Below are 20,568 nucleotides of genomic sequence, written 5' to 3'. Positions count from 1 at the left end.
AAGGGAGGCAAACCATGAAAAAAATGTCCACGCCCTTATACGGCCAGCAAAATAAGACAGCCTACTTGTTCCTTCTGCCTTGGCTTATTGGCCTATTCTGCCTAACACTGGGGCCAATGGTTGCATCACTGTATTTATCCATGACCAAGTTCAATCTGTTGTCGCCACCGACGTGGACAGGGCTCAGCAATTATGTGCAAATCTTCAGTGAAGATGATACGTTTCGCAGATCGCTAGGGCTCACCTTCTTTTATGTTTTCCTGTCCGTTCCACTTCGACTGGCATTTGCACTGCTGGTAGCGATGGCGCTAAACAAAGGCATTCGCGGACTAGGGATCTATCGGACCGTGTATTACATTCCTTCTCTCTTGGGAGGAAGCGTAGCGATTGCCATTGTATGGCGCCAAATCTTCGACGGCAATGGACTCGTCAATCAGTTTCTGAACTGGTTCGGCATAGCAGGACCTGCTTGGATTGCACATCCCGATTACGTCATTTACACCATTGTTACGCTGTCCGTGTGGCAGTTTGGCTCGGCGATGGTGATCTTCCTGGCTGGGCTTAAGCAGATACCTGCCGATCTCTACGAAGCATCCGATGTGGACGGAGCTAGCAAGCTGCGCCAATTCTTCCGCATCACCCTGCCGATGCTGTCACCCGTCATTTTTTTTAATCTGATTATGAGCATGATCAATTCCTTCCAGGCCTTCACTCCGGCATATGTCATCGGAGATGGTCGCGGAGGACCCCTCGATGCCACGATGTTCTACACCTTGTACCTGTATCTGAAAGGCTTTTCGTTCTTTGATATGGGATATGCCTCGGCACTGGCATGGATCATGCTGGTCATTATCGGTGTTTTCACTGCTATCGTCTTTCTCACATCCAGGTTCTGGGTGTTCTATGGCGACAACCAGGAGGGGAGGTAATGTATATGCCGTTCAGACGAAAGCTGGTTCAAACCGGGAGGCACATTGTCATTATCCTTCTCGGTCTGCTGATGCTATACCCGGTGTTATGGCTCATCTTCAGTTCGTTCAAACCAAACCAGCTGATCTTCACCAGCAGCAGTCTTATTCCGACCAGCTTCACACTGGATCATTACGTGAATGGCTGGAAAGGGCTGCAGGGCGTTTCCTTTGGCCGATTCTTCGGCAATTCGGCATTAATCTCGGTCATGAGCGTCCTGGGGAATGTCATCTCGTGCTCACTCGCTGCTTATGCATTTTCCAGGCTCCGATTTAAGCTAAAGACGCTGTGGTTCAGTATCATGCTGGTCACAATCATGCTGCCTTACCATGTGACGCTGGTACCCCAATATATTCTCTATAACGAATTGCAATGGATTAATACGTACTTCCCGCTTATTTTGCCTAAATGGCTGGCACAGGACTCCTTCTTCATTCTGCTGATGGTGCAATTTATCCGCGGTATTCCACGGGAGCTCGACGAGAGTGCAACGATCGACGGTTGCGGACAATCCCAGATTTTTTTCCGAATTGTGGTACCTCTCCTGGTTCCCGCACTGATCACAACCGCCATCTTCACTTTTATCTGGAGCTGGGACGATTTCTTCAGCCAGATGATCTACCTGAGCAAGATTGATCTGTTCACCGTTCAATTGGGCATACGCTCCCTGTTCGATCCATCGGGACAATCGGATTGGGGTGCATTGCTCGCCATGTCGACGCTGTCTCTGCTGCCCGTAACAATCATCTTTCTGGTGTTTCAGCGCTATTTTCTTGAAGGCATTGCTACAACTGGTCTGAAGTAAGTACCGATTAAAAGATTGTCAGGCTATGGTCTACCACTCTCCACATGTTTAAGTACGCCAAAGTTTCAAAATCACCATATTTGTTGGGAGGATGAACAATGTTTAAACGACTCAAGATGGGAATGGCCGCCTCACTCCTGTTACTCGCAACAGCCTGCTCTGGTACGGATCATACAGGCGCTGACGGCAATACGGATCAAAAGGGCGAAGCCAACGGTCAGGTTGAACTGCGCATGATGTGGTGGGGTGACCAGAAGCGAGCCGATATTACGAACGAAGCCCTTCAAGTATTTCAGGAGAAACATCCGAATATTAAAATTGTGGGCGAATTTGCTCCTTCCTCCGGATACTTTGACAAACTGAATACGCAGCTGGCGTCAGGCACTGCACCGGATGTTTTCTTCCTGGGTGGAAATGTGGTCGACTATGCCAAAAAGAATGTGCTGCTCAATCTTGATCCGTATGTTGGCAAGGAGTTGAACCTGGATGGCATGGATACCACCATGGTGGAATACGGGCGTCTTGACGGAAAGCTTCAGCATATTTCAGCAGGTGCCAACGCACGCGGCATTGTGATCAACAAGGCTTTGTTTGAAAAAGCTGGCATTCCTCTGCCTGATTCGGATTGGACCTGGGATGATTATGCGGCCATCAGCAAGGAGCTGTCTGACAAGCTCGGCGATGGTATATTTGGAACCTATAACTTCACGGTCGACGGCATGGACATCTACTTAAAGCAGCGTGGCAAACAGCTGTATGACATGAAAAACGGTACATTAGGGTTTGCACAGGAAGATGTCCTCGCATGGTTCCAGTATTGGGAGAAGGCTTCGGCATCCGGCGGTGTGGTTACACCTGAAATGCAGGTCTCCAATCCCCATGATGACACGAGCAAATCCCTGCTGATCACGGGCAAAGCCGCCATGAGCCTGCTTCCTTCCAACCAGCTGGCTGCCTTCCAGAGTCTGACGGAAGATCCGCTAATTCTGCATCCTGTTCCGCGTGGACCCAAAGGTACGGGTGTCGTTTTCGAATCCAGTCAGGGATTATCGGGCTATGCGAATACCAAGTATCCGAAAGAGGTTGCCACGCTAATGGATTTCTGAATCAATGATCCAGATGCTGCCCGAATTCTTGGCAATGACCGCGGCGTTCCTGTTACGGAAACCAATCGTAATCTTCTTCAGAAAGAAGCGGGAGCTGTTGAAGAGCTCGTTTATGACTATACCAATTTTGTATCTGAAGCCACCAAAACGGAACCTTTTGATGTAAGCTATAACCCTCCTGGTTTTGCCGAATTCTCCAAGCTGGCTCAGACGACAACCCAGGAAATTGGCTTTGGACGCAAAAGTGTCGAGGAAGCCGTATCGAGTTTCTACAACGGTACCGTTCGAATCTTCGAATCGAATCAATAACCGAGCCCCACAAGGAGGCGGACATGACAGAAGAACTAGTAAACCGGCTGCGCCAAATCTCCATTCAAGACCTCGTGCAGCCGGCTAAACCGGAAGATGCAAAGATCCTGCAAGAGTGGCAGGAAACTGGAGTTCGTTTTGCCGCATCAGACGGACGACTGGAAAAGGCCTATTACACTGCAGTAGAGAAGCTGCTTGCCTGCATTGTTCCCATGGATGGCAGCGATCCTGTTCTACAGGAAGGAGGAATTTATCTCGGCTGCTGGCTGGAGAGCACAGGTACGATTAACGCAGAGCTGCTGTCCCGCCTGGTTCCATCCGTTTCCCAAACGACCTATCTTAGCTTTGCCGCTCATCAGCGAGAAGATGGCTTGCTGCCTTATAAACTGACGGAGGACGGTCCTTCCTATCGTCAGATTCAACTGGTTACTCCACTAGCCCGAAGTGTATGGAACCACTATCTGCTTCACGGCCAGGACCGCATTTTCCTAAAAACGATGTATACGGCCATGTCACGTTATGACGAATGGATCGCGCGTCACCGGGATACTCGGGGAACCGGATGTGTTGAGGCCTTCAGCACATTTGATACCGGACATGATCTGTCACCGAGGTTCTGGCATGTGCCGGATACGCCCTACAGGAATGATCCTGCTGCATGTCATCCGGATTCTCCGGTACTGCCCTTCCTGGCCCCGGATTTGACCGCCAATATATATTGCCAGCGCATGTATTTGGCCCGTATGGCTGAGGAGCTTGGCGAATCCGGTTTGGAATGGAAGGCCAAAGCCGAAATCAGTCTGGATCGTCTCTTTCGTTATTGTTATGACGAAGATGAGCAGTTCTTTTATGATCGTGATCGAAATGACGAGCTGGTCAGAGTCCAATCCGATGTGCTGCTGCGCGTGATGGCCTGCGAAGTGGGCGACCAAGACTTGTTCGACAAGGTGTTACGAAGATATCTGCTGAATACAAGCAAGTTTTTTGCCCGATATCCCTTTCCATCCATAGCCATGGACGATCCCAGGTTCGATCCTTCATCTGCCTATAACAGCTGGGGTGGACCATCCAATTTTTTGAGCCTGATTCGAGCCCCCCATGCCTTCGAAGCTCATCATCGGTATGTGGAATTGACCTGGGTGATGAATCCGATCCTTGCTGCATTGTCCAGAGCGCAACGTTTTGCCCAAAACCTAAGCCCATGGACCGGTGAGGAAGGCTTCACAGAAACTTACTCCCCTGCGATCCTGTGTCTACTCGATTATGTGGAACGATTATGCGGAATTATGCCCGTCGGTTCAGACCAGCTGTGGTTTACCGGACTTCTTCCCGTGGACATGGATCATGGCGAGGTGGTTGCTGGCAATACGGCATACAGCCGAACTGTAAATGGTCAGCATTTCGAGTTGGTGATTACACAAGACCATCTTATGGTATACCGGGAAGGCAGTCTTCACATTCAAGGCCCGTCTGGCATTCGACTGGTTACCGATCGTGAGGGTCGGCTTGAAAGTGTCATTGGAATGAGTGTGCGGACAATTAAGGGTGAGCTCATCTATCAGGGGAAATCCATCCCGATCCTAATCAAAGGAAATGAGATGCAATGCTATACGGATGGTGTTTTAAAAACTTTCCGAGATATCGGCATTATCTATCCCAGTTATCAATGAATTAAAAGGCGCAAGTGCAGAGACTCTCTCTGCACTTGCGCCTTTACTATTTCCAAGCTTTCATTAGGTCCCTTCGATCCTCAAGCAGCAGCTATGAAAACGAATCAAACGAATATGATCAAGCTTTGCGTTTCCACGCGGGGTGACGATAAAATTCAATCGTATCGATAAAACTCACGTTATACTCCTGCTCCACATCGGACAAGTTCAGCAGCTGTCGGTCGATTGCTTTTAATCCCATAACCACATCATGCCGCAGAAGGTCCATTGCAATTTTGCCAACGAACCCGCCCTCGATCTCCTTATATCTGCTTCGAAACTCTTCATTGTAGATCAATTCCGGAGTAAAGGATGCTTCAACAAACGCATTAACGAGTGTTAGCTCATTTCCTTCCATTTGCACGGCGATATAATAATTCCCGCGTTCATCCTTTATAAGATCTTTGTTTATTTCCACGTTCATTGGATTCACTCCCTATATCATATATTATGGACCTTGTTGAACAAACATGGGCAGCCAACTGCTCACCTCTGGACCTCTTCCGCTCATATAATAGGTATAAACGGAGAACGGAGGATGACTTATGAATTGGCATCATCTCCATACAGGCAAAACGCTGCAACAGCGTCTGGCAGAGCTGCAGGGACATCTGGCCGAGCTTAATACACCGAGATCAGGACTTGAACCGGGCCGCATCAAACGGGTGTACCCTCATCATTTTATCGAAGTCAATCGACAATTGTTTATTCCGCTCACCCTGTTATCCATCCGTGTGTTTGATACGCCGCAAACACGCCGAGGTGTGCGGGTAGGCATTCGCACCGTGTTCCCATCCAAAAACGCCTTTCGAAATATCCGACTGGTTGGCGTGGGAATCGATTATCTGGAGCTTCAGGGAAAGGGCAAATTTCCTTCCCGCATCCTGTTTCCTCTGACCCAGATCGAATCCATCAAACGTCCAGCACTGCAAAAGAAAAAGCAGACGCGCTGATTCGTATCGTGTCATGAATTCATGCTCCCCTTCAAATTATAACGCAACTTCTGCAGCTCTGCCTGCTTATGTCTTCATGGCAAAAACGGTGAGCACAGAATTTCTCTGTGTCTCACCGCGCAGCTTATTCATGTAAAAATAAGCGGATTAGCTCCATTGGGGTTTCCTCATTATAAGCCTGTCCAAACATCTTTGGCATAGCGCCCTTCCTGCTGCAAACGTTCAAGCCATGCATCAGCCTGTTCTGCCGAATTGCCGCTAATGTCGGTGTATGCTTTCTTCAGCGTAGCCTCCACATCAGGGGCCATCTTGCTTCCATCTCCGCAAATATACAGATGCCCGCCCTGCTCAAGCAGTGGGATCAGCTTTTGGGCGTCGTCTCTCATCAGATGCTGCACGTAGCACTTGTCCTGTCCGTCCACTCTGGAGAAAGCGGTATGGAGCTGGACAAGCCCTTCTTGCTGTGCAGCTTCAAGCTCATTTTTATACAAATAGTCATGCTCCGGATTACGGCATCCAAAGTAAAGATGGGCTTCGCCAACCTGCTGCCCTTGTTCCTTCAAAACACGTCTTGCCTGCAGGAAGCCACGGAATGGTGCCACACCTGTTCCTGGACCTACCATAATAATCGGTACCTCCGCTTGATTTGGCAATTCAAACCCGGACTCTGGCGTCCGTATGAACATGACCACCTCTTCACCCGGTTTCAGGTTCGCCAGATAGTTTGACGCTATGCCTTTATATTCCCCTTGTCCGCTCCAGGCAGGAGCACGAACTACACTAACTGTGATACTGGCCTGTTCCGGCTGGACACGAGGTGAACTGGAGATGGAATAATATCTCGCTTTGAGTGAAGGCAGCAGTTCCAGGAAGCGTTCAAACGGTATTTCACACGCCTCGTATTTAACCAGATAATCCAGCATCGATACCCGCTTTCCTCGCACTTCTTCCATATACACGGATTCATCCAGAAGCGCTTCAAGCTCCTTCTTGTGCGGCGGGCACACAGTGTATGCTGCCAGCTCTCTCAGCTGTGCACGTGTTGCTGCTTCTTGCAATTCCACGCTGTGGCTGAGCAAGTCATACAGATTAACCGACTGATGCAGAGGCAAGTGCGCGGCGCTTCGACCAGATGCATCCAAAACCAGGTGTTCCGTACCAGTGAAACCATAACGTTTTAGTACACGCTCCACGAGTTCCGGTGGATTTTGCGGAAGAATCCCCAAATGATCGCCTTCCTTGTAGGTCATGCCTTCAGGCAGTTGGATCTCCAGATGACGTGTACTCCGCTGGCTGCCCGCATCATGAAGTTCCCGGTTCTCGAGCACTTGAGCTACATGGGCATCATACGTATCTGCAAGCGGTGTCACCGCCAGTCCACTTACAAACTGTACGGACAATGAACTGCGCTCACTGCCTGAGCTGCTGTTCAGCTCAAGTCCCAACGCTCGTGCCAAATCCGGCCACAATTGTTCAGTCCAGTCCTCAACCTGCTTCTCAAAATCCCCGCTAGCATCACTTTCACCAAGAGGAGATAACCGCGTTGCTCCCTTCGAAGAGAGCTGTTCATCAATCAAACGCGGGATGCGCTGATACGTGCTGGCCCAGTTGTGATCCCCGCATCCAAGCACTGCAAAGCGGACTCCCTCAAATTCCTTGTGATCTGCATGTTCAATCCATTCTACAAAATCCTTGGCATTGCTCGGAGGTTGGCCGTTGTACGATGCACTGACGATGACAACAGCACCTTCTTTAGGCAGCTTGCCTACTCGATCATTCAGTGCTGCCACTTCACTTCGAAAGCCTTGATATCGTGCATGATCTGCAATCTCACGGGCAATACCTTCCGCGGTACCCAAATTGGAACCATACAAGACAAGCATCGGGGTGTGATGGGCATTTGCCGCATCAGGCTCTTTTCTTTTGGCAGCCGAGGACGGCTGCTCCTGTACCGAAACACCTGGAACAGCCATGACAGGCTGCCCACCACGGGCACGAACCCGAATGGTGAAATGATCCGGCTTGAGTGTCAATGTCTCTTTTACTTTCAACTGGTAATCCGTATGATCGATCAGATCAAAATGTTTCAGGACCATGCCCAGCACAAGCGTTGCTTCCTGAAGTGCAAACTGCTGTCCAATGCAGGCCCGTTGACCATTACCAAACGGCTTGTAGGCATCATGCGGCACCTTGCTCGGATCCTCGAACCGCTCGGGACGGAATTCCTCTACATCGTCACCCCAAGCATCACGGTCACGATGCAGCTTGGGAATGAGCACACTTACACTATCCCCTTTTTGCAAAGGATACTTTCCTGCGAGCACCGTGTCTTCTTTGGCGTACAGGGAAAATGCCGGAGCCGTTGGCCACAGGCGCAATGCTTCGTTCAGCACCATGCGGATATATTTCAGATTGCGAACCTGATTGTACGTCGGAACCGGATCTTTTAAAATCTGGTCAGCTTCGGCTTGCGCCTTGGCCAACTTGTCCGGATTTTTCATCAAGTAGTATATGGCAAAGGATAATAATCCACTCGTTGTCTCATGTCCTGCAATGAGGAATGTAATAATCTGATATCGGATATTCTCATCGTCAAGTGTTTCACCCGTTTCCGGATCCTTGCCGCTAAGCATATGGGATAACAGATCATCCGCACCTTCCTGAGGCTGCTCTTTGCGTTCCGCAATGATATGATCGACCAGCGTGAACATCGAACGAATATCCTGTTCGAATTGTTTCTTTTTACTGATCATCAGCTTGTCCTGAATACGAAGGCGCTGCAGTGAACTCATGGATTCATCCAGTGCGCGTACCATGCTCGTGATAAATGGATGCGGTTCTTCTCTGTAAAAGCTGTTAAACCGATAGTTAAATCCACATAATCCGATCGTATCCAGAGTGAGGCGCGTCATATCATCAGGTACGTTAACCGTTTCGTCGGGATTCAGCCTGGACCATTTCTGAACAAGCTGCACAGCCAGATCAATCATTTTGTTATGATATCCCTGCATTGCACGCTGGCTGAAGCTGGGAAGCAGCACGTTATGGGCTTTTTTCCAGTTAGGTTCATCGGTCCAGCTTGTAAACAGGCCATCTCCCGCAAATGCACGAACCTTCGCAAGAGGTGCCCACACACGCTTGTCGAATTTGGATTCATCCGTTACCTCGGCCACCAGCTCATGACCCGAAATATACAACTCGCTTCGTCCCGGGTACTCCATTCGAAAGATTGGTCCATATTGGTCGGCAAGTTTGACCAGGGATTGCACAGGCTCCTCAAAGTTTAAATGTGGCAAGTTAGCCAAAGGGCCGAATGTTTTGGGCTGTGGTACTGAAAATGGGGACATAATCTTCGCTCCTCTTCCAACTTATTAGTCCAACCAAATAAATAATGAATGTTTTGAAAAAACTCCTTAAATTAACTGACATGACTTCATTTTCTGCAAGTAATCACATTTGATGCATAACATAGAAAAAACAAATCAGAACCGATTGACCGAATTGGTATATTGGTCATTTCAAAGTAAAAAAAATGGAGTGACATCGTTACCTTACTTTTACCCTAACATTTCCAGTTCCAATCTACAACAGTCTCAAAGTCATAGGACTATTGGGTAGCTGCTCTATCCAAAGATCCAAGTGGTCCCTTGGCCTGAGGTATTCAGGCCTTGTCCACCTTGGTTTTGGCAACGGCTTCGCTTATTCTAGAGCTGCTTGAGCAGTTCCTTTATTTGCGTTTCCATTCTCATCGGTTCAATGGTAGTCTCATAACGACCACTCACCTCTCCGTTTCGACGGATCAGAAATTTGGTGAAGTTCCATTTGATCCCGTTCCCTTGGTACAATGTCGGATGGTTTTCCCTGACAAAATGGTCCATCCACTGTCCTTCCTCCGTTTCCAGGTCATATCCCCGGAATGCTGCCTCTTCAGTCAAATGGCGAAACAACGGGTGAATGGATGGCCCGGCAACCTCAATCTTATCAAACATCGGAAAGGTGATATGAAATTCATTTTTGCAATATTCCGCTATCTCAGCGTTACCGCCCGGTTCTTTATGGTTAAATTGATCGCAGGGAAACGCCAAAATCTCCAGTCCTTGCCCCCGGTACTTATCATACAGCTGCTGCAGCGCCAAAAATTGTCTGGAGTAGCTGCACTTGCTGGCTGTATTCACAATGAGCAGCACCTTCCCCGCGAACTCTGATAAATCACCAATGCGTCCATCCGCTGACGAAATCGGATAAGAATAAATGTTCACTATAAAGCCCCCCTTATCTTGTTAACAACGAAAAGTATCTAAATTGATTATACTCGCAGGTCGATGATAGATTAAATATATAGATGCTATAATTTTAATAGTTTTTGTCTATGACCTTGAGTAATGACTATATAAAAAACAACTGCCCTGAGCAGAGCAGAACAGCTCTGCTTCACCAGACAGTTGTTGTATTGATTGTATGACTACCGGGCTTAAGTTCATATTTATTACCCCATAATTAGACCGTATACAATACCCGGACCGTGCACGCCAATCGTCAAATCATTTTCAATATCGGAAGATCGACTTGGGCCAGAAATAAAATGAATACCTGCGGGAAGATTCTCTCTTCCCATTTCATCAAATCGATTCAGCGTCTCACCCAATCTCGTATGCAGACGTTCTACCGGAATGACAATGATCAATACCGTTGGCAGCAGGCTTACAGAACGTCCCTTTTGTGGTGATGACAGCACAGTCACAGAACCCGTGTATGCTGTCGCGTAATCCGCCATGACCACTCCGATGTCGGCCTCTGCTGCCCGAGCTTTCCAGTTTTCATCTGGCTTGCTGTTCCATACGGAAACCTGAACTTCTGGCAGGCTCGCTTCGAGCTGCAGTTCGTCCAAAACCTGTTCGTTTTGCCGAATCAGATATTTGGCTCCCAGCTCGTTAGCCTTGATTGTAATAAAGGCGGATACTTCCTCCAGATTTTTCACCCGGACCACGTGAGCGCCGACACTCACAAAATTATCCGTAAATGCCTGTATGCGTTTGTCCTCATCCCAGTCCAGTTCATTCCAGAACGATGGTGCACCTCGAAAGGGTTGTGTTGGTGCTTGTTTCTGCCGGGGTCTTCTCAATTTGGAAGCAATCCCATTCATGAATGTTTCCTGCTTCTCACGCGACCGCTTCTCCAGTTGATCCAGCCATTCCTGATGTTCAGCGCTCATGCTTGTCGCCTCCTTGCTCTCGTTCACGCAGAATTCGCTCCATCCGGTTACGAACAGCTGAATCCATCTCTCTCTGATCCTTAGTCAGCTCCTGGTCCAGCTTGTTCCATTGCTGACGGAATGAACGCTTTGCCAGACTGGGTGCCACTCTGTAGGTGTTCCAGCCTTTTAGCGGACCCAGCTTGAGAGAGATACCGTCATTGCGTACAACCGCTTTCTGACCGATCTGCCCGAGACGAATGGCTGCACTGAATCGTTTCGAGTTCGACACCACTGCGGCGAATCCCTTCATGCCGGCACCTTCAAGCTTATTGCCGTGTCCTTCTTCCACCTTGCGTCTGCGGAGATACACAAGCATATCATGCAGAGGTATTTTGACAGGACATGCTTCATAGCAAGCTCCACACAAACTTGAAGCACTGGCAATGTCGTTCCACTCGTCTATATTTCCATTCAGCGCTGGCGTCAGCACTGCTCCAATCGGGCCACTGTAGGTTCCCCCATAGGCATGCCCGCCAATATGACGGTATACTGGACAAGCATTAAGACAGGCACCGCAGCGTATGCAGTTGAGCAGTTCCTGAAATTCAGGATCACCCAGCTGCAGGGATCGTCCATTATCCACAATAATGATATGCATTTCTTCAGGTCCGTCCCCGTCCTCCGTTCGGCGCGGCCCGGTTATGCCTGACATGTACATCGTCAACTTCTGTCCTGTTGCCGAACGAGGCAGCAGCGTGGCCATCACTTCGAGATCCGTCCAGGATGGAATAATACGTTCCATCCCCATTAGCGTTATTTGCGTTTTGGGTACAGTGGATACCATACGGGCATTGCCTTCATTTTCGAACAATACCATGGATCCGGTCTCCGCAATGGCAAAGTTGCAGCCGGTCATGCCAATATCTGCCTCGAGGAATTTTTCCCGCAGTTTTTTGCGTACAAACCCGGCGAGTACGGTGGTATCCGGTTCCAGGATTTCTCCCGCTTCCTTCGATAACAATTCGGCGATCTGATAACGATTTTTGTGAATGGCCGGGATGACAATATGAGATGGGGCTTCTCCAGCCAACCGGATGATGTATTCGCCCAGATCGGTCTCAATCGCTTCGATGCCGGCAGATTCAATCGCATGGTTCAAATGTACTTCTTCCGACACCATTGATTTGGATTTCACCACGGACGCAGCTTCCTTGTGTGCCGCTATATCGAGAGCAATGGCAGCTGCCTCCACCGATGTATCCGCAAAATGAATATGAACACCGTTAGCACGGGCATTGTTTACGAATTCATTCAGATAATAATCGAGATATGCGATCGTGTGCAGACGAATCTGGCGGCCCCGTTCCCGCCATTCGTCCCAGTTTCCGTGTTCTTCCGAGGCGGATTTCTTCCCATTCCGCAGTCGTTCAGTAGTGAACTTCACAGCTTTGCGCAGAAAATCATCATTAAGCGCGAGTTCTGCTCGCTTTTTGACAGACACATCCATTACACCCGGCTGACTCATCCTGTTCGCACCCCCTCATACAGTAATTCGGCCAAATGCATGACACGCACCGGTTCATTCCGGTAACGCAAATTGCCTGCGATATTCATGAGACACGCCATATCCAGTCCAACAAGCACCTCTGCTTCGGTCTCTTTGATATGATCGACTTTCTCGGTTACCATGGCTCCGGAGATATCCGACATTTTTACAGCAAATGTTCCCCCGAACCCGCAGCAATCCTCTCCAAAAGGAAGAGGTACAAATTCCAGCCCTTTCACTGCGGACAACAGTGCCATAGGTTCATCCTTCACCCCAAGCAGCCTGCTGCCATGACAGGACGGATGATACGTTACCTTATGAGGGAAATGTGCTCCCAGATCTGTTATTCCAAGCACCTGCACCAGAAATTGTGTGAATTCATAAGCTTTCGCTTCCAGTCGTTTTGCCTTTTCAAGCCATATCGGTTCATTTGCAAACAGCTCAGGATAATGGTGAATCATATACGTACAAGAACCTGAAGGACAGACTACAAAATCGCTGTCGTCAAACGCTTCCAGGATCGTTTTGGCTGCCACTCTTGTCTCATCCCAGTACCCGCTATTGTATGAAGGCTGACCGCAGCAGGTTTGAACAGGCGGGAATTCCAGCCGAACGCCATGAGCGGCAAGCAGTCTCACCATCGCTTCTCCCACACGCGGATAGATGGCATCGCTGAGGCAGGTAATGAACAAGGAGACCTTCATAATCACACGCTCCCATAATCGATTAGTTGTTGTCTATTATCGTAATTCTGTAGTATTGGGTCAGTTCTGAATGAATTGTATTTCGCTTATACGGTTGTAATTTGGATGTCGTAGTCCTTCAATCGATGGATTAGATCCCCTTCCTGCGGCTCATTGATGATCACAGCATGAACCGCATTCAATCCCGTTACCCTTGCGAATGCACGGACACCGAACTTGCTGGCGTCTGCGAGCAAAATGACCTGGTCGGAAATACCGACCATTTTCTGTTTCAATCTGGCTTGCAGTTCATTGGACTCGCTGATTCCACCACCCTCCAGATGCACACCCTTGCAGGACAAAAACAGTTTATCGACATGATACGTCTCCAGAGAACGTTCGGCGAGGGGCCCGACAAATGACAAGGAACGCTGTGCCAGCTGACCTCCGGTAGAGATCACCTCAATCTTGTCTTTGCTGCTAAGTTCAGTCGCCACCTGAATGGAGTTGGTTAGCACCGTCAGCGGAATATCCGGCATATTCGCAGCCATGTAACCTGCCGTGGTGCTGGCATCCAGCAGAATTCGATCTCCAGGGCGAATCATGGAAAGAGCAGCCTGGGCAATTCGTTTCTTCTCTTCCGCATGCGTTGTTTCCCTTACACGATAAGGGATCTCCGGCTGATCGTCCTTAATGCTCACAGCTCCTCCATGGGAGCGCTTTAATCTCCCGGCTTGCTCCAGCCGATCCAGATCGCGGCGGATGGTCTCTTCGGTTACCCTGCAGCGATCACTCAGCTCGGATACACGCATGCTGCCATTCTCATTCACCATCTCTACAATCCGATCATACCGCTCGGCAGCAAGCATGTTACACCTCACTCCCGGCTTGTGAATTCAATGAGTCCGTCAATCTCAGAAATCTGCCATATGCTTCTTCCCAAATGGGTCTATCCTTCGGTTCATAATCGGATACCGGGAACGAATCACGAATGACCTTGCGTGCTTCCCAGATATCCTTGAACGCCCCACTGGCGATCCATTGAACGGCCATGTTGCCAATTGCACTGCCTTCCGCAGGCCCTGCCCATACCGGTTTGCCAATCGAATTTGCGGTCCACTGACATAACACTTGATTCTGGATGCCTCCACCGACCATATGCAGTCCATTGAAAGATTGACCCGATAATTGTTCCGTCCACTCCAGTACTCTTCTGTACTTCAGCGCGAGGCTCTCCAGAATTGAACGGGCGATGGCTCCCTGATTCTGCGGTTCCTGCTGTCCCGTATTCCGGCAATATTGACGAATCCGGGACGTCATGTCACCCGCTGGCATGAACAGATCATCGTCCGGATCAAAGAGACTTGCAAATGGAGGGGCCAGTTCCGCCTGCTTCAATAACTCAGCGTAGCTGATTCCCATCCCCTGCCGCTCCCATTCGCGCATGCTCTCCTGTAATATCCAGAGGCCCATAATGTTTTTGAGCAGACGGAATGTTCCCCCCGCGCCGCCTTCATTCGTAAAGTTCAGAGCCAGACTCTCGGAACTAATGGCAGGGTGATCAATCTCCGTACCCATTAGCGACCAGGTTCCACAACTCAGGTAAGCGAACGAACGATCCGTTGCAGGGACAGCGACTACTGCTGAACCCGTATCATGCTCAGCCACGGCAATAACAGGAATGGCGGATATCCCCAGATCACCGGTTATACTGCTGCGGAGCTGACCTACTCTCGTACCCGGCATCACCGCTTCACCAAACATATGATCCGAGACCCCGATATGGGCGAGCAATTCTCCGTCCCATAGGCCGCTCACCGGGTTGTAGAGCTGCGTCGTTGTTGCATTGGTGAACTCATTCACTGCTTCCCCAGTCAGGAAGTAACGAAGCAGATCGGGAATCATAAGAAAACGATCCGCCGCATCCAGAAATGGTGAACCCTTTCGCTGCAGGGTTGCGAGTTGGTACAGGGTGTTAAAACTGAGGAATTGAATGCCTGTACGTTCGAAGATCCGCCGGGAAGTCAGCTCTTTGCGAACCTGTTCCATCATGCCGTTAAACTGTGCATCACGATAATGATAGGGATTACCGAGCAACTCGCCATTGCTCCCCAGCAAGCCAAAGTCCACTCCCCAAGAATCGATCCCCAGACTCTCCGGGTGCTCTCCTTGTTGCTTAACCCGTTGCAGACCTTGCAACAATTCATGATGCAAACGCAATATGTCCCAGTGCATCCGCTCGCCGGCTTTGACCGGCTCATTTTTGAAACGATGGACCTCGGTTGCCGTAATTCCCCGGTCATTGAGATGACCCAGCAGCGCTCTCCCACTGCCAGCTCCCAGATCGTATGCCAGCACACTCACTGCTCTTCACCAACCTTTCTATACATAGTACAGATTCTCTTTGCTTATTTGTTTGTTTGTTTTTGTTTTATACTGTTTTGCTTTATTTCACGAGTATATCACTGTTGTAAGCGTTTGAATACCCTGTGTTTAGTTCTTCTTCAACAAAAAAACGACCTGATCCCATGGATAAGTCGTTCTTCTGTTTGGATTCAGCATCTTGCATAATTCGATTCCACTCAATCCAGAGTACAGTATATAGACGAATAGGAGCATTTCGATCTATATATTGAAGATTGGAAGTCGCTTATTGGATTTATGCAAATGCTCTATTACGTATAAAACCGGCCATTGCTTACACCAGACTGAGGCTGCACATCTCTCTCGAAATGCTTGAACCTTGTCCCCTGATATGTGAGCATCCCCCGGTCGTTTTCTACCAGCATGCCGTAGTTGCTTCCGCCGACATTCAGTTCCAAGCGTTCCCCATTATCCAGTTGAAATGTTGCGTAATACCAGGTTGAAGCACTGCTATCCCCGCTTCCTCCAGTAACTTCCGTTCTCTTCGCCACCACGTTGCAATGCAGTGTGAGCAGCGTTGCTGCATTGTTCGAGGACCATGTTCGCATTCCTGAAATAATCGCAATGACGATGACACTAGCAATAATAAGAAATATGGCACCAATAAATATCGAGCCAAATGCACTCATCGCCCCAAACTCGTTAAATCCCGAAAAAAATCCCCCCTGATTGCCCTCAAACCCCGGCACACCGTTCATGTCATCAAATACACCGAAGCCGTCCGTAGTTAATCGGCCCAGCGATGAAGATATGCTTATTGCCTTCATTCATCATCGTTCCTTTCCGGCTCCAAAATAAGATGCACCGTCCCCAGCCAAGGAGACGGTGCACGCAGACAACCCTACTTGCCTTGTCCGTATACTATATGAATGGAATCAGGAATACAGACGTTCAAGTTCATCAACCAGACTGCCAACATACGCCACAGCAGCACGGATCGGTTCCGGTCCGGACATGTCCACACCCGCAAGCTTCATAAGCTCTTGCGGCGATTGACTTCCACCTGCTTTCAATGCTTCAAGCCAGCGGTCCACGGCAGGCTGCCCTTCTTCGCGAATAAGTCCGGCTGCTGCAGTGGATGCCGTTAAACCTGCTGCATAGGTGTAAGGATACAGTCCCATGTAATAATGTGGCTGCCTCATCCAGGTCAGCTTGGCCCCTTCGTCCACAACCAGATCCGATCCCCAGAACCCGGAGAGAATATTTCCTTTGAGCTCACTAAGCGTCTTGGCTGTAATCGGTTCATCCTTGGTGGCAAGTGCATATACCTGTCGCTGTAATTCACCTTCAAGCAGGTGTGTCACAAAGTTGTGGTAATACGTGTTGAGCAATTGCAAAATCACCCAGCGGCGCATTCTTGGATTGTCAGAACGTTTCAACAGATGATCGGCCAACAGCATCTCATTCATGGTAGATGGTGCCTCAATGAAATAAAGAGAAGGCCTTGTATTGGTAAGACGCTGATAGCGTCCGGCAAGCATGAAATGCCCGGCATGTCCCACTTCATGAGCAAGCGTAAACGCTCCGCGCATATTGTTTGCCCATGAAATGAGGATATACGAATGTGATCCATAAATGGATGAACAGAAAGCACCTGTTGATTTCCCGGCGTTATCCGCGTAATCCACCCAGCGGTCACTGAATGCCCGTTCCACAATCTCTCCGTATTCCGGTCCAAGTACAGCAAGAGCTTCACGAATGAGCGTGCAGGCTTCCTCATATGTAATCGCAGGACTGAATTCAGGGTCAAGTGGGGCTTTCAAATCGCAGAACATCAGCTTGTCCAGACCCAGCTCACGTTTCTTGAGAGCCGCAAGTCTGCGCATATGAGGTGCGAGTTCCTGCTGAATAATATCCAGGATATTGTTATACATCTCTTTGCTTACTTGCTGCGGGCTGAGCAGCATATCGGTAACATCGTTATAACCGCGAAGCCGGGACAAGACAACCTGTTTTTTCACTTCGGTTGCATAACCTTCGGCAAACGTGTTTTTGTAATCGTTCAATTTGGAACTGAAGGCTGCGTAGGCGGAACGGCGCAGCTTTGTATCGGAAGACATTTCGTAGTTATTTTCATAGAAAGACCAGGACAGTGGACGGTTATTGTCCTCTCCATCTAGTGCATCGTCGAACGTCATGTCTGCCAGTTTACCTCGGAGGTAGATCCGGTATGGTGAATCCAATACCTCTCCTAGAGATGCCAGCACTTTCTCCGTTTCTGGCGAGAGACGATGTGCTTTTTCCTGAAGCAGAAGATTCAAGCTCCGAGAATAGGGCTCCAGTCCGGGAAGTTCGGCAATATAACGTTCCACCGTACCCTCGGGAAGATCCGTAATCTCAGAATTGACAAAAGACAAGGAAGACGACAGAGACGATAGGATATCTCCCGCTTTGGCCGAATTCTCAATGTTCACCGGATTGGTGCTGTCTTCCGATTGTTTAAGTCGCGCATAGGATGCGGTCTTGGCGATTCGTTCCTGAAGTGCTTCACGAGCGTCGAGACATGCCAGTAACTGTTCAGCACTTTCGCCAAGACGCCCTTTGAACGTTTCAATATGGGCTGCTTCTTCAGGGAGTGACTTGAGTTCCTGTTCCCACTCTGCATCGGTTCCAAACAAGTCTGCCAGGTTCCAGGTCGTTTCCTGGCTCACTTCGTCGCGTGTATGTATTTTTTCCATCTGTATATGTCCTCCTCCTTGCGTTTCCAATATCTCTCATCGTATCATATTCCGACCGTTTATACCTGACATCTCCCAAATTGAGACTTTTGATTCAAGTTCAATGGTACATCAAAAAAACCGCCGGGTTATGGAAATGTTCCATGCCACCCTGCGGTTCCTTCGGCTCTGATTTATTCTGATTTCCAGATTACATTTTCTCCGTAATTTTTGCCCCAATCGTACATTGCGCGCAGCACTGGCATCAGACTATGCCCATGATCGGTCAAACTGTACTCTACCCGAGGCGGCACTTCCGCATAAACCTTTCGCTCGATCAGCCGGTCTTCCTCCAGCTCCCGAAGCTGGTTGGTCAACATTTTTTGGGTAATATGAGGGATTAATCGCTTCAATTCACTGAAACGCTTCGTTCCTTCCAGGCCCAGATGCCACAATATAATGAGTTTCCATTTGCCGCCAATAACAGCAAGGGTCAATTCTTTCTCACAGTTGATTTCCTTCAGATTAATCCGTTCCTTGACTTCGGCTGCCATGGCTCCGAGCCCCCTTAGCTTACATTCTTATATCAACATGTACGTTATTCGATATAGCTTACTCTCAATTCTACTACAGCATGGCCCGAATGCATAGAAGACGCAAACCTGATAACTGCATCCATTACAGAAAGGACCGGATTCACCTTTTTTATCAAAGGGATCCCGGTCCTATCTATATGTTCTTAAAGTATACAGCGATGTCTATTCCAGATTCGCATGAAGGCCAAACATGTCTGCTCCAGTCAAGCTTTTCATTTCCATTAAAGTGAGAACCAGAGCATCCATGCCAAGCAGCAATCCCTGTTCAAAAAGTGAACCCATCGGCTGAATGGTAACTGCTGATCCCGCCGCTGCCGTGTCCTCTTTCGCAGATGCAGGAAGGCGAACGATGATATTTGCCAGTTGACCGATTGTGGACTCCGGCTTGATCGTGATCAGACCTACAGGAGCACCGGCTTTACTGGCCTTTTGAGCCATCGCTGCCAGACTGCCTGTCTCTCCCGAGCCGGAGCATAATAAGAGGAAGTCCTTCGGACTGATGCCCGGTGTAACGGTCTCGCCAACGACATATACCCGGAGTCCCATCTGCATCAATCTCATGGCGAACGCCTTTCCCATTAAACCTGAACGGCCAGCACCTGCCACAAAAACCTGTTCGGCAGCCAGAATATGTTCTGCCATGGCCTGCATCTCCGAATCGTCAATCTGGCTTAGCGTACGTTCCAGCTCCTTCAGAATGTCAGCTGCGTATTGTCTGCTGCTCATCCATTTACCCTTGTTGAACGAGACGCTGCATTTCAGCCGCAACTTTGGCTTTGTCTGCCTGACCAGTGATTCCACCGCCTACAATAACCAGATCGGGTTGTGCTTTGATCACTTCAGGCAATGTTTCCAATTTGATACCACCCGCAACAGCGGTTTTGGCATTTTTCACAGCAGCTTTGATCGTTTGCAGATCTTCGAACGGACTTTGTCCTTCAGCTTGCAGGTCATAACCTGTGTGTACACAGATGTAATCTACGCCAAGCGAATCAACTTCACGAGCACGTTGTTCAAGGTTAGGCACGTTGATCATGTCCACAAGAACTTGTTTGTTTTGTTTCTTCGCTTCTGCTACTGCACCTTTGATCGTACTGTCATTGGTTGCCCCAAGCACAGTGATCAGATCCGCACCAGCTTCAGCTGCTTTCATGATTTCATAACCACCAGCGTCCATAATTTTGAGGTCTGCAAGAACTTGCAAATTAGGGAATGCTTCTTTCATCGCTTTTACCGCGTGCAAACCTTCATTAATAACGATTGGTGTACCAATCTCAACGATATCAATATATTGTTCCACTTCTTTAACGAGAGCGATACCTTCAGGGATGTTTACCAGGTCGAGTGCGAGCTGCAGTTTCATGATTTATTTCTCCTTTGTTGTTCAGATATGAGTATTCCTATAGAGGATTTCTAATTGTTTAGCCTGCACCAATCAGCCTGTTCAGATGCATGCATGTTTATCTTCGCTACTCATTCATTGTAGAGCCTGACTTTCCATCCAGGAAGTACGCACTTTGAAGTCAGGTAGTTACCTGCACGATACTAATGATCCACTTTTGTTGTTATACGAATCCAAATAATGAAAAATTAATTTTGACTAACCTGCATTGAAAG

General features: G+C 48.8%; 17 protein-coding genes and 1 pseudogene. 5 read left to right on the top strand and 13 right to left on the bottom strand.

Going from position 1 to position 20,568, the window contains the following annotated elements; genetic code table 11:
* The first annotated feature begins 14 nt into the window (after nucleotides 1–14).
* The 4 genes and pseudogenes from HP552_RS14945 to HP552_RS14930 all read left to right on the top strand — a co-directional run bounded on the left by HP552_RS14945 (nucleotide 15) and on the right by HP552_RS14930 (nucleotide 4,859).
* Nucleotides 15–929 (top strand): carbohydrate ABC transporter permease, encoded by a 915-nt coding sequence (locus HP552_RS14945; protein WP_175396222.1) that lies wholly within the window; start codon nucleotides 15–17, stop codon nucleotides 927–929.
* 5 nt (nucleotides 930–934) lie between these two features.
* A complete protein-coding gene (locus HP552_RS14940) occupies nucleotides 935–1,774 on the top strand; it encodes a carbohydrate ABC transporter permease (protein ID WP_175396221.1) in 840 nt (279 codons plus the stop codon).
* 98 nt (nucleotides 1,775–1,872) lie between these two features.
* Nucleotides 1,873–3,189 (top strand): annotated as a pseudogene (locus HP552_RS14935) (ABC transporter substrate-binding protein).
* Nucleotides 3,190–3,212: 23 nt separating this feature from the next.
* Nucleotides 3,213–4,859: an MGH1-like glycoside hydrolase domain-containing protein gene (locus HP552_RS14930; RefSeq protein WP_175396220.1), complete on the top strand. Its 1,647-nt coding sequence runs from the start codon at nucleotides 3,213–3,215 to the stop codon at nucleotides 4,857–4,859.
* 118 nt (nucleotides 4,860–4,977) lie between these two features.
* Here the strand turns inward: HP552_RS14930 and HP552_RS14925 are convergent, their stop codons facing one another.
* Nucleotides 4,978–5,322, bottom strand: a complete 345-nt coding sequence (locus HP552_RS14925; protein WP_175396219.1) for a hypothetical protein — start codon at nucleotides 5,320–5,322, stop codon at nucleotides 4,978–4,980.
* Between the two features lie 121 nt (nucleotides 5,323–5,443).
* Here HP552_RS14925 and HP552_RS14920 point away from each other — a divergent pair, with 121 nt between their 5' ends.
* On the top strand, nucleotides 5,444–5,851 hold the full coding sequence (locus HP552_RS14920; protein WP_175396218.1) for a hypothetical protein: 408 nt from the start codon (nucleotides 5,444–5,446) through the stop codon (nucleotides 5,849–5,851).
* 170 nt (nucleotides 5,852–6,021) lie between these two features.
* On the opposite strand, the gene HP552_RS14915 is transcribed toward HP552_RS14920, so the two are convergent.
* The 12 genes from HP552_RS14915 to hxlA all read right to left on the bottom strand — a co-directional run bounded on the left by HP552_RS14915 (nucleotide 6,022) and on the right by hxlA (nucleotide 20,314).
* A complete protein-coding gene (locus HP552_RS14915) occupies nucleotides 6,022–9,198 on the bottom strand; it encodes a bifunctional cytochrome P450/NADPH--P450 reductase (RefSeq protein WP_175396217.1) in 3,177 nt (1,058 codons plus the stop codon).
* A gap of 357 nt (nucleotides 9,199–9,555) precedes the next feature.
* Complete coding sequence (locus HP552_RS14910) at nucleotides 9,556–10,110, bottom strand: glutathione peroxidase (RefSeq protein ID WP_175396216.1); 555 nt, start codon at nucleotides 10,108–10,110, stop codon at nucleotides 9,556–9,558.
* Between the two features lie 227 nt (nucleotides 10,111–10,337).
* Nucleotides 10,338–11,063 carry a LutC/YkgG family protein gene (locus tag HP552_RS14905; RefSeq protein WP_175396215.1) on the bottom strand — a complete coding sequence of 242 codons (726 nt, stop codon included), beginning with the start codon at nucleotides 11,061–11,063 and terminating at the stop codon, nucleotides 10,338–10,340.
* Complete coding sequence (locus HP552_RS14900; protein ID WP_175396214.1) at nucleotides 11,053–12,570, bottom strand: LutB/LldF family L-lactate oxidation iron-sulfur protein; 1,518 nt, start codon at nucleotides 12,568–12,570, stop codon at nucleotides 11,053–11,055. Before HP552_RS14900 ends, HP552_RS14905 begins: the two co-directional genes overlap by 11 nt.
* Complete coding sequence (locus HP552_RS14895; protein ID WP_175396213.1) at nucleotides 12,567–13,295, bottom strand: (Fe-S)-binding protein; 729 nt, start codon at nucleotides 13,293–13,295, stop codon at nucleotides 12,567–12,569. Before HP552_RS14895 ends, HP552_RS14900 begins: the two co-directional genes overlap by 4 nt.
* A gap of 86 nt (nucleotides 13,296–13,381) precedes the next feature.
* Nucleotides 13,382–14,143 carry a DeoR/GlpR family DNA-binding transcription regulator gene (locus HP552_RS14890; protein ID WP_175396212.1) on the bottom strand — a complete coding sequence of 254 codons (762 nt, stop codon included), beginning with the start codon at nucleotides 14,141–14,143 and terminating at the stop codon, nucleotides 13,382–13,384.
* 1 nt (nucleotide 14,144) lies between these two features.
* Nucleotides 14,145–15,638 carry a rhamnulokinase gene (locus HP552_RS14885; protein ID WP_175396211.1) on the bottom strand — a complete coding sequence of 498 codons (1,494 nt, stop codon included), beginning with the start codon at nucleotides 15,636–15,638 and terminating at the stop codon, nucleotides 14,145–14,147.
* Between the two features lie 311 nt (nucleotides 15,639–15,949).
* Nucleotides 15,950–16,465, bottom strand: coding sequence for a DUF2500 domain-containing protein (locus HP552_RS14880; RefSeq protein WP_246310895.1), 516 nt, complete (start codon nucleotides 16,463–16,465; stop codon nucleotides 15,950–15,952).
* A 108-nt stretch (nucleotides 16,466–16,573) separates the two neighbouring features.
* The gene (gene pepF, locus HP552_RS14875; RefSeq protein WP_175396210.1) at nucleotides 16,574–18,376 is read right to left on the bottom strand and encodes an oligoendopeptidase F; all 1,803 of its coding nucleotides are present in this window, start codon (nucleotides 18,374–18,376) and stop codon (nucleotides 16,574–16,576) included.
* A gap of 173 nt (nucleotides 18,377–18,549) precedes the next feature.
* Nucleotides 18,550–18,909, bottom strand: a complete 360-nt coding sequence (locus HP552_RS14870; RefSeq protein ID WP_095287596.1) for a winged helix-turn-helix transcriptional regulator — start codon at nucleotides 18,907–18,909, stop codon at nucleotides 18,550–18,552.
* A gap of 204 nt (nucleotides 18,910–19,113) precedes the next feature.
* Nucleotides 19,114–19,677 carry a 6-phospho-3-hexuloisomerase gene (gene hxlB, locus HP552_RS14865; protein ID WP_175396209.1) on the bottom strand — a complete coding sequence of 188 codons (564 nt, stop codon included), beginning with the start codon at nucleotides 19,675–19,677 and terminating at the stop codon, nucleotides 19,114–19,116.
* Between the two features lie 4 nt (nucleotides 19,678–19,681).
* Nucleotides 19,682–20,314, bottom strand: coding sequence for a 3-hexulose-6-phosphate synthase (gene hxlA / locus HP552_RS14860; protein WP_090993813.1), 633 nt, complete (start codon nucleotides 20,312–20,314; stop codon nucleotides 19,682–19,684).
* Nucleotides 20,315–20,568: the final 254 nt, after the last annotated feature.

Origin of the sequence: Paenibacillus xylanilyticus (genome assembly GCF_013359935.1) — a bacterium.
In the GTDB taxonomy this organism is placed as follows: domain Bacteria; phylum Bacillota; class Bacilli; order Paenibacillales; family Paenibacillaceae; genus Paenibacillus; species Paenibacillus xylanilyticus.
The sequence above is the reverse complement of the archived record's forward strand: the minus strand, read 5'-3'. Positions and strand labels throughout refer to the sequence as shown.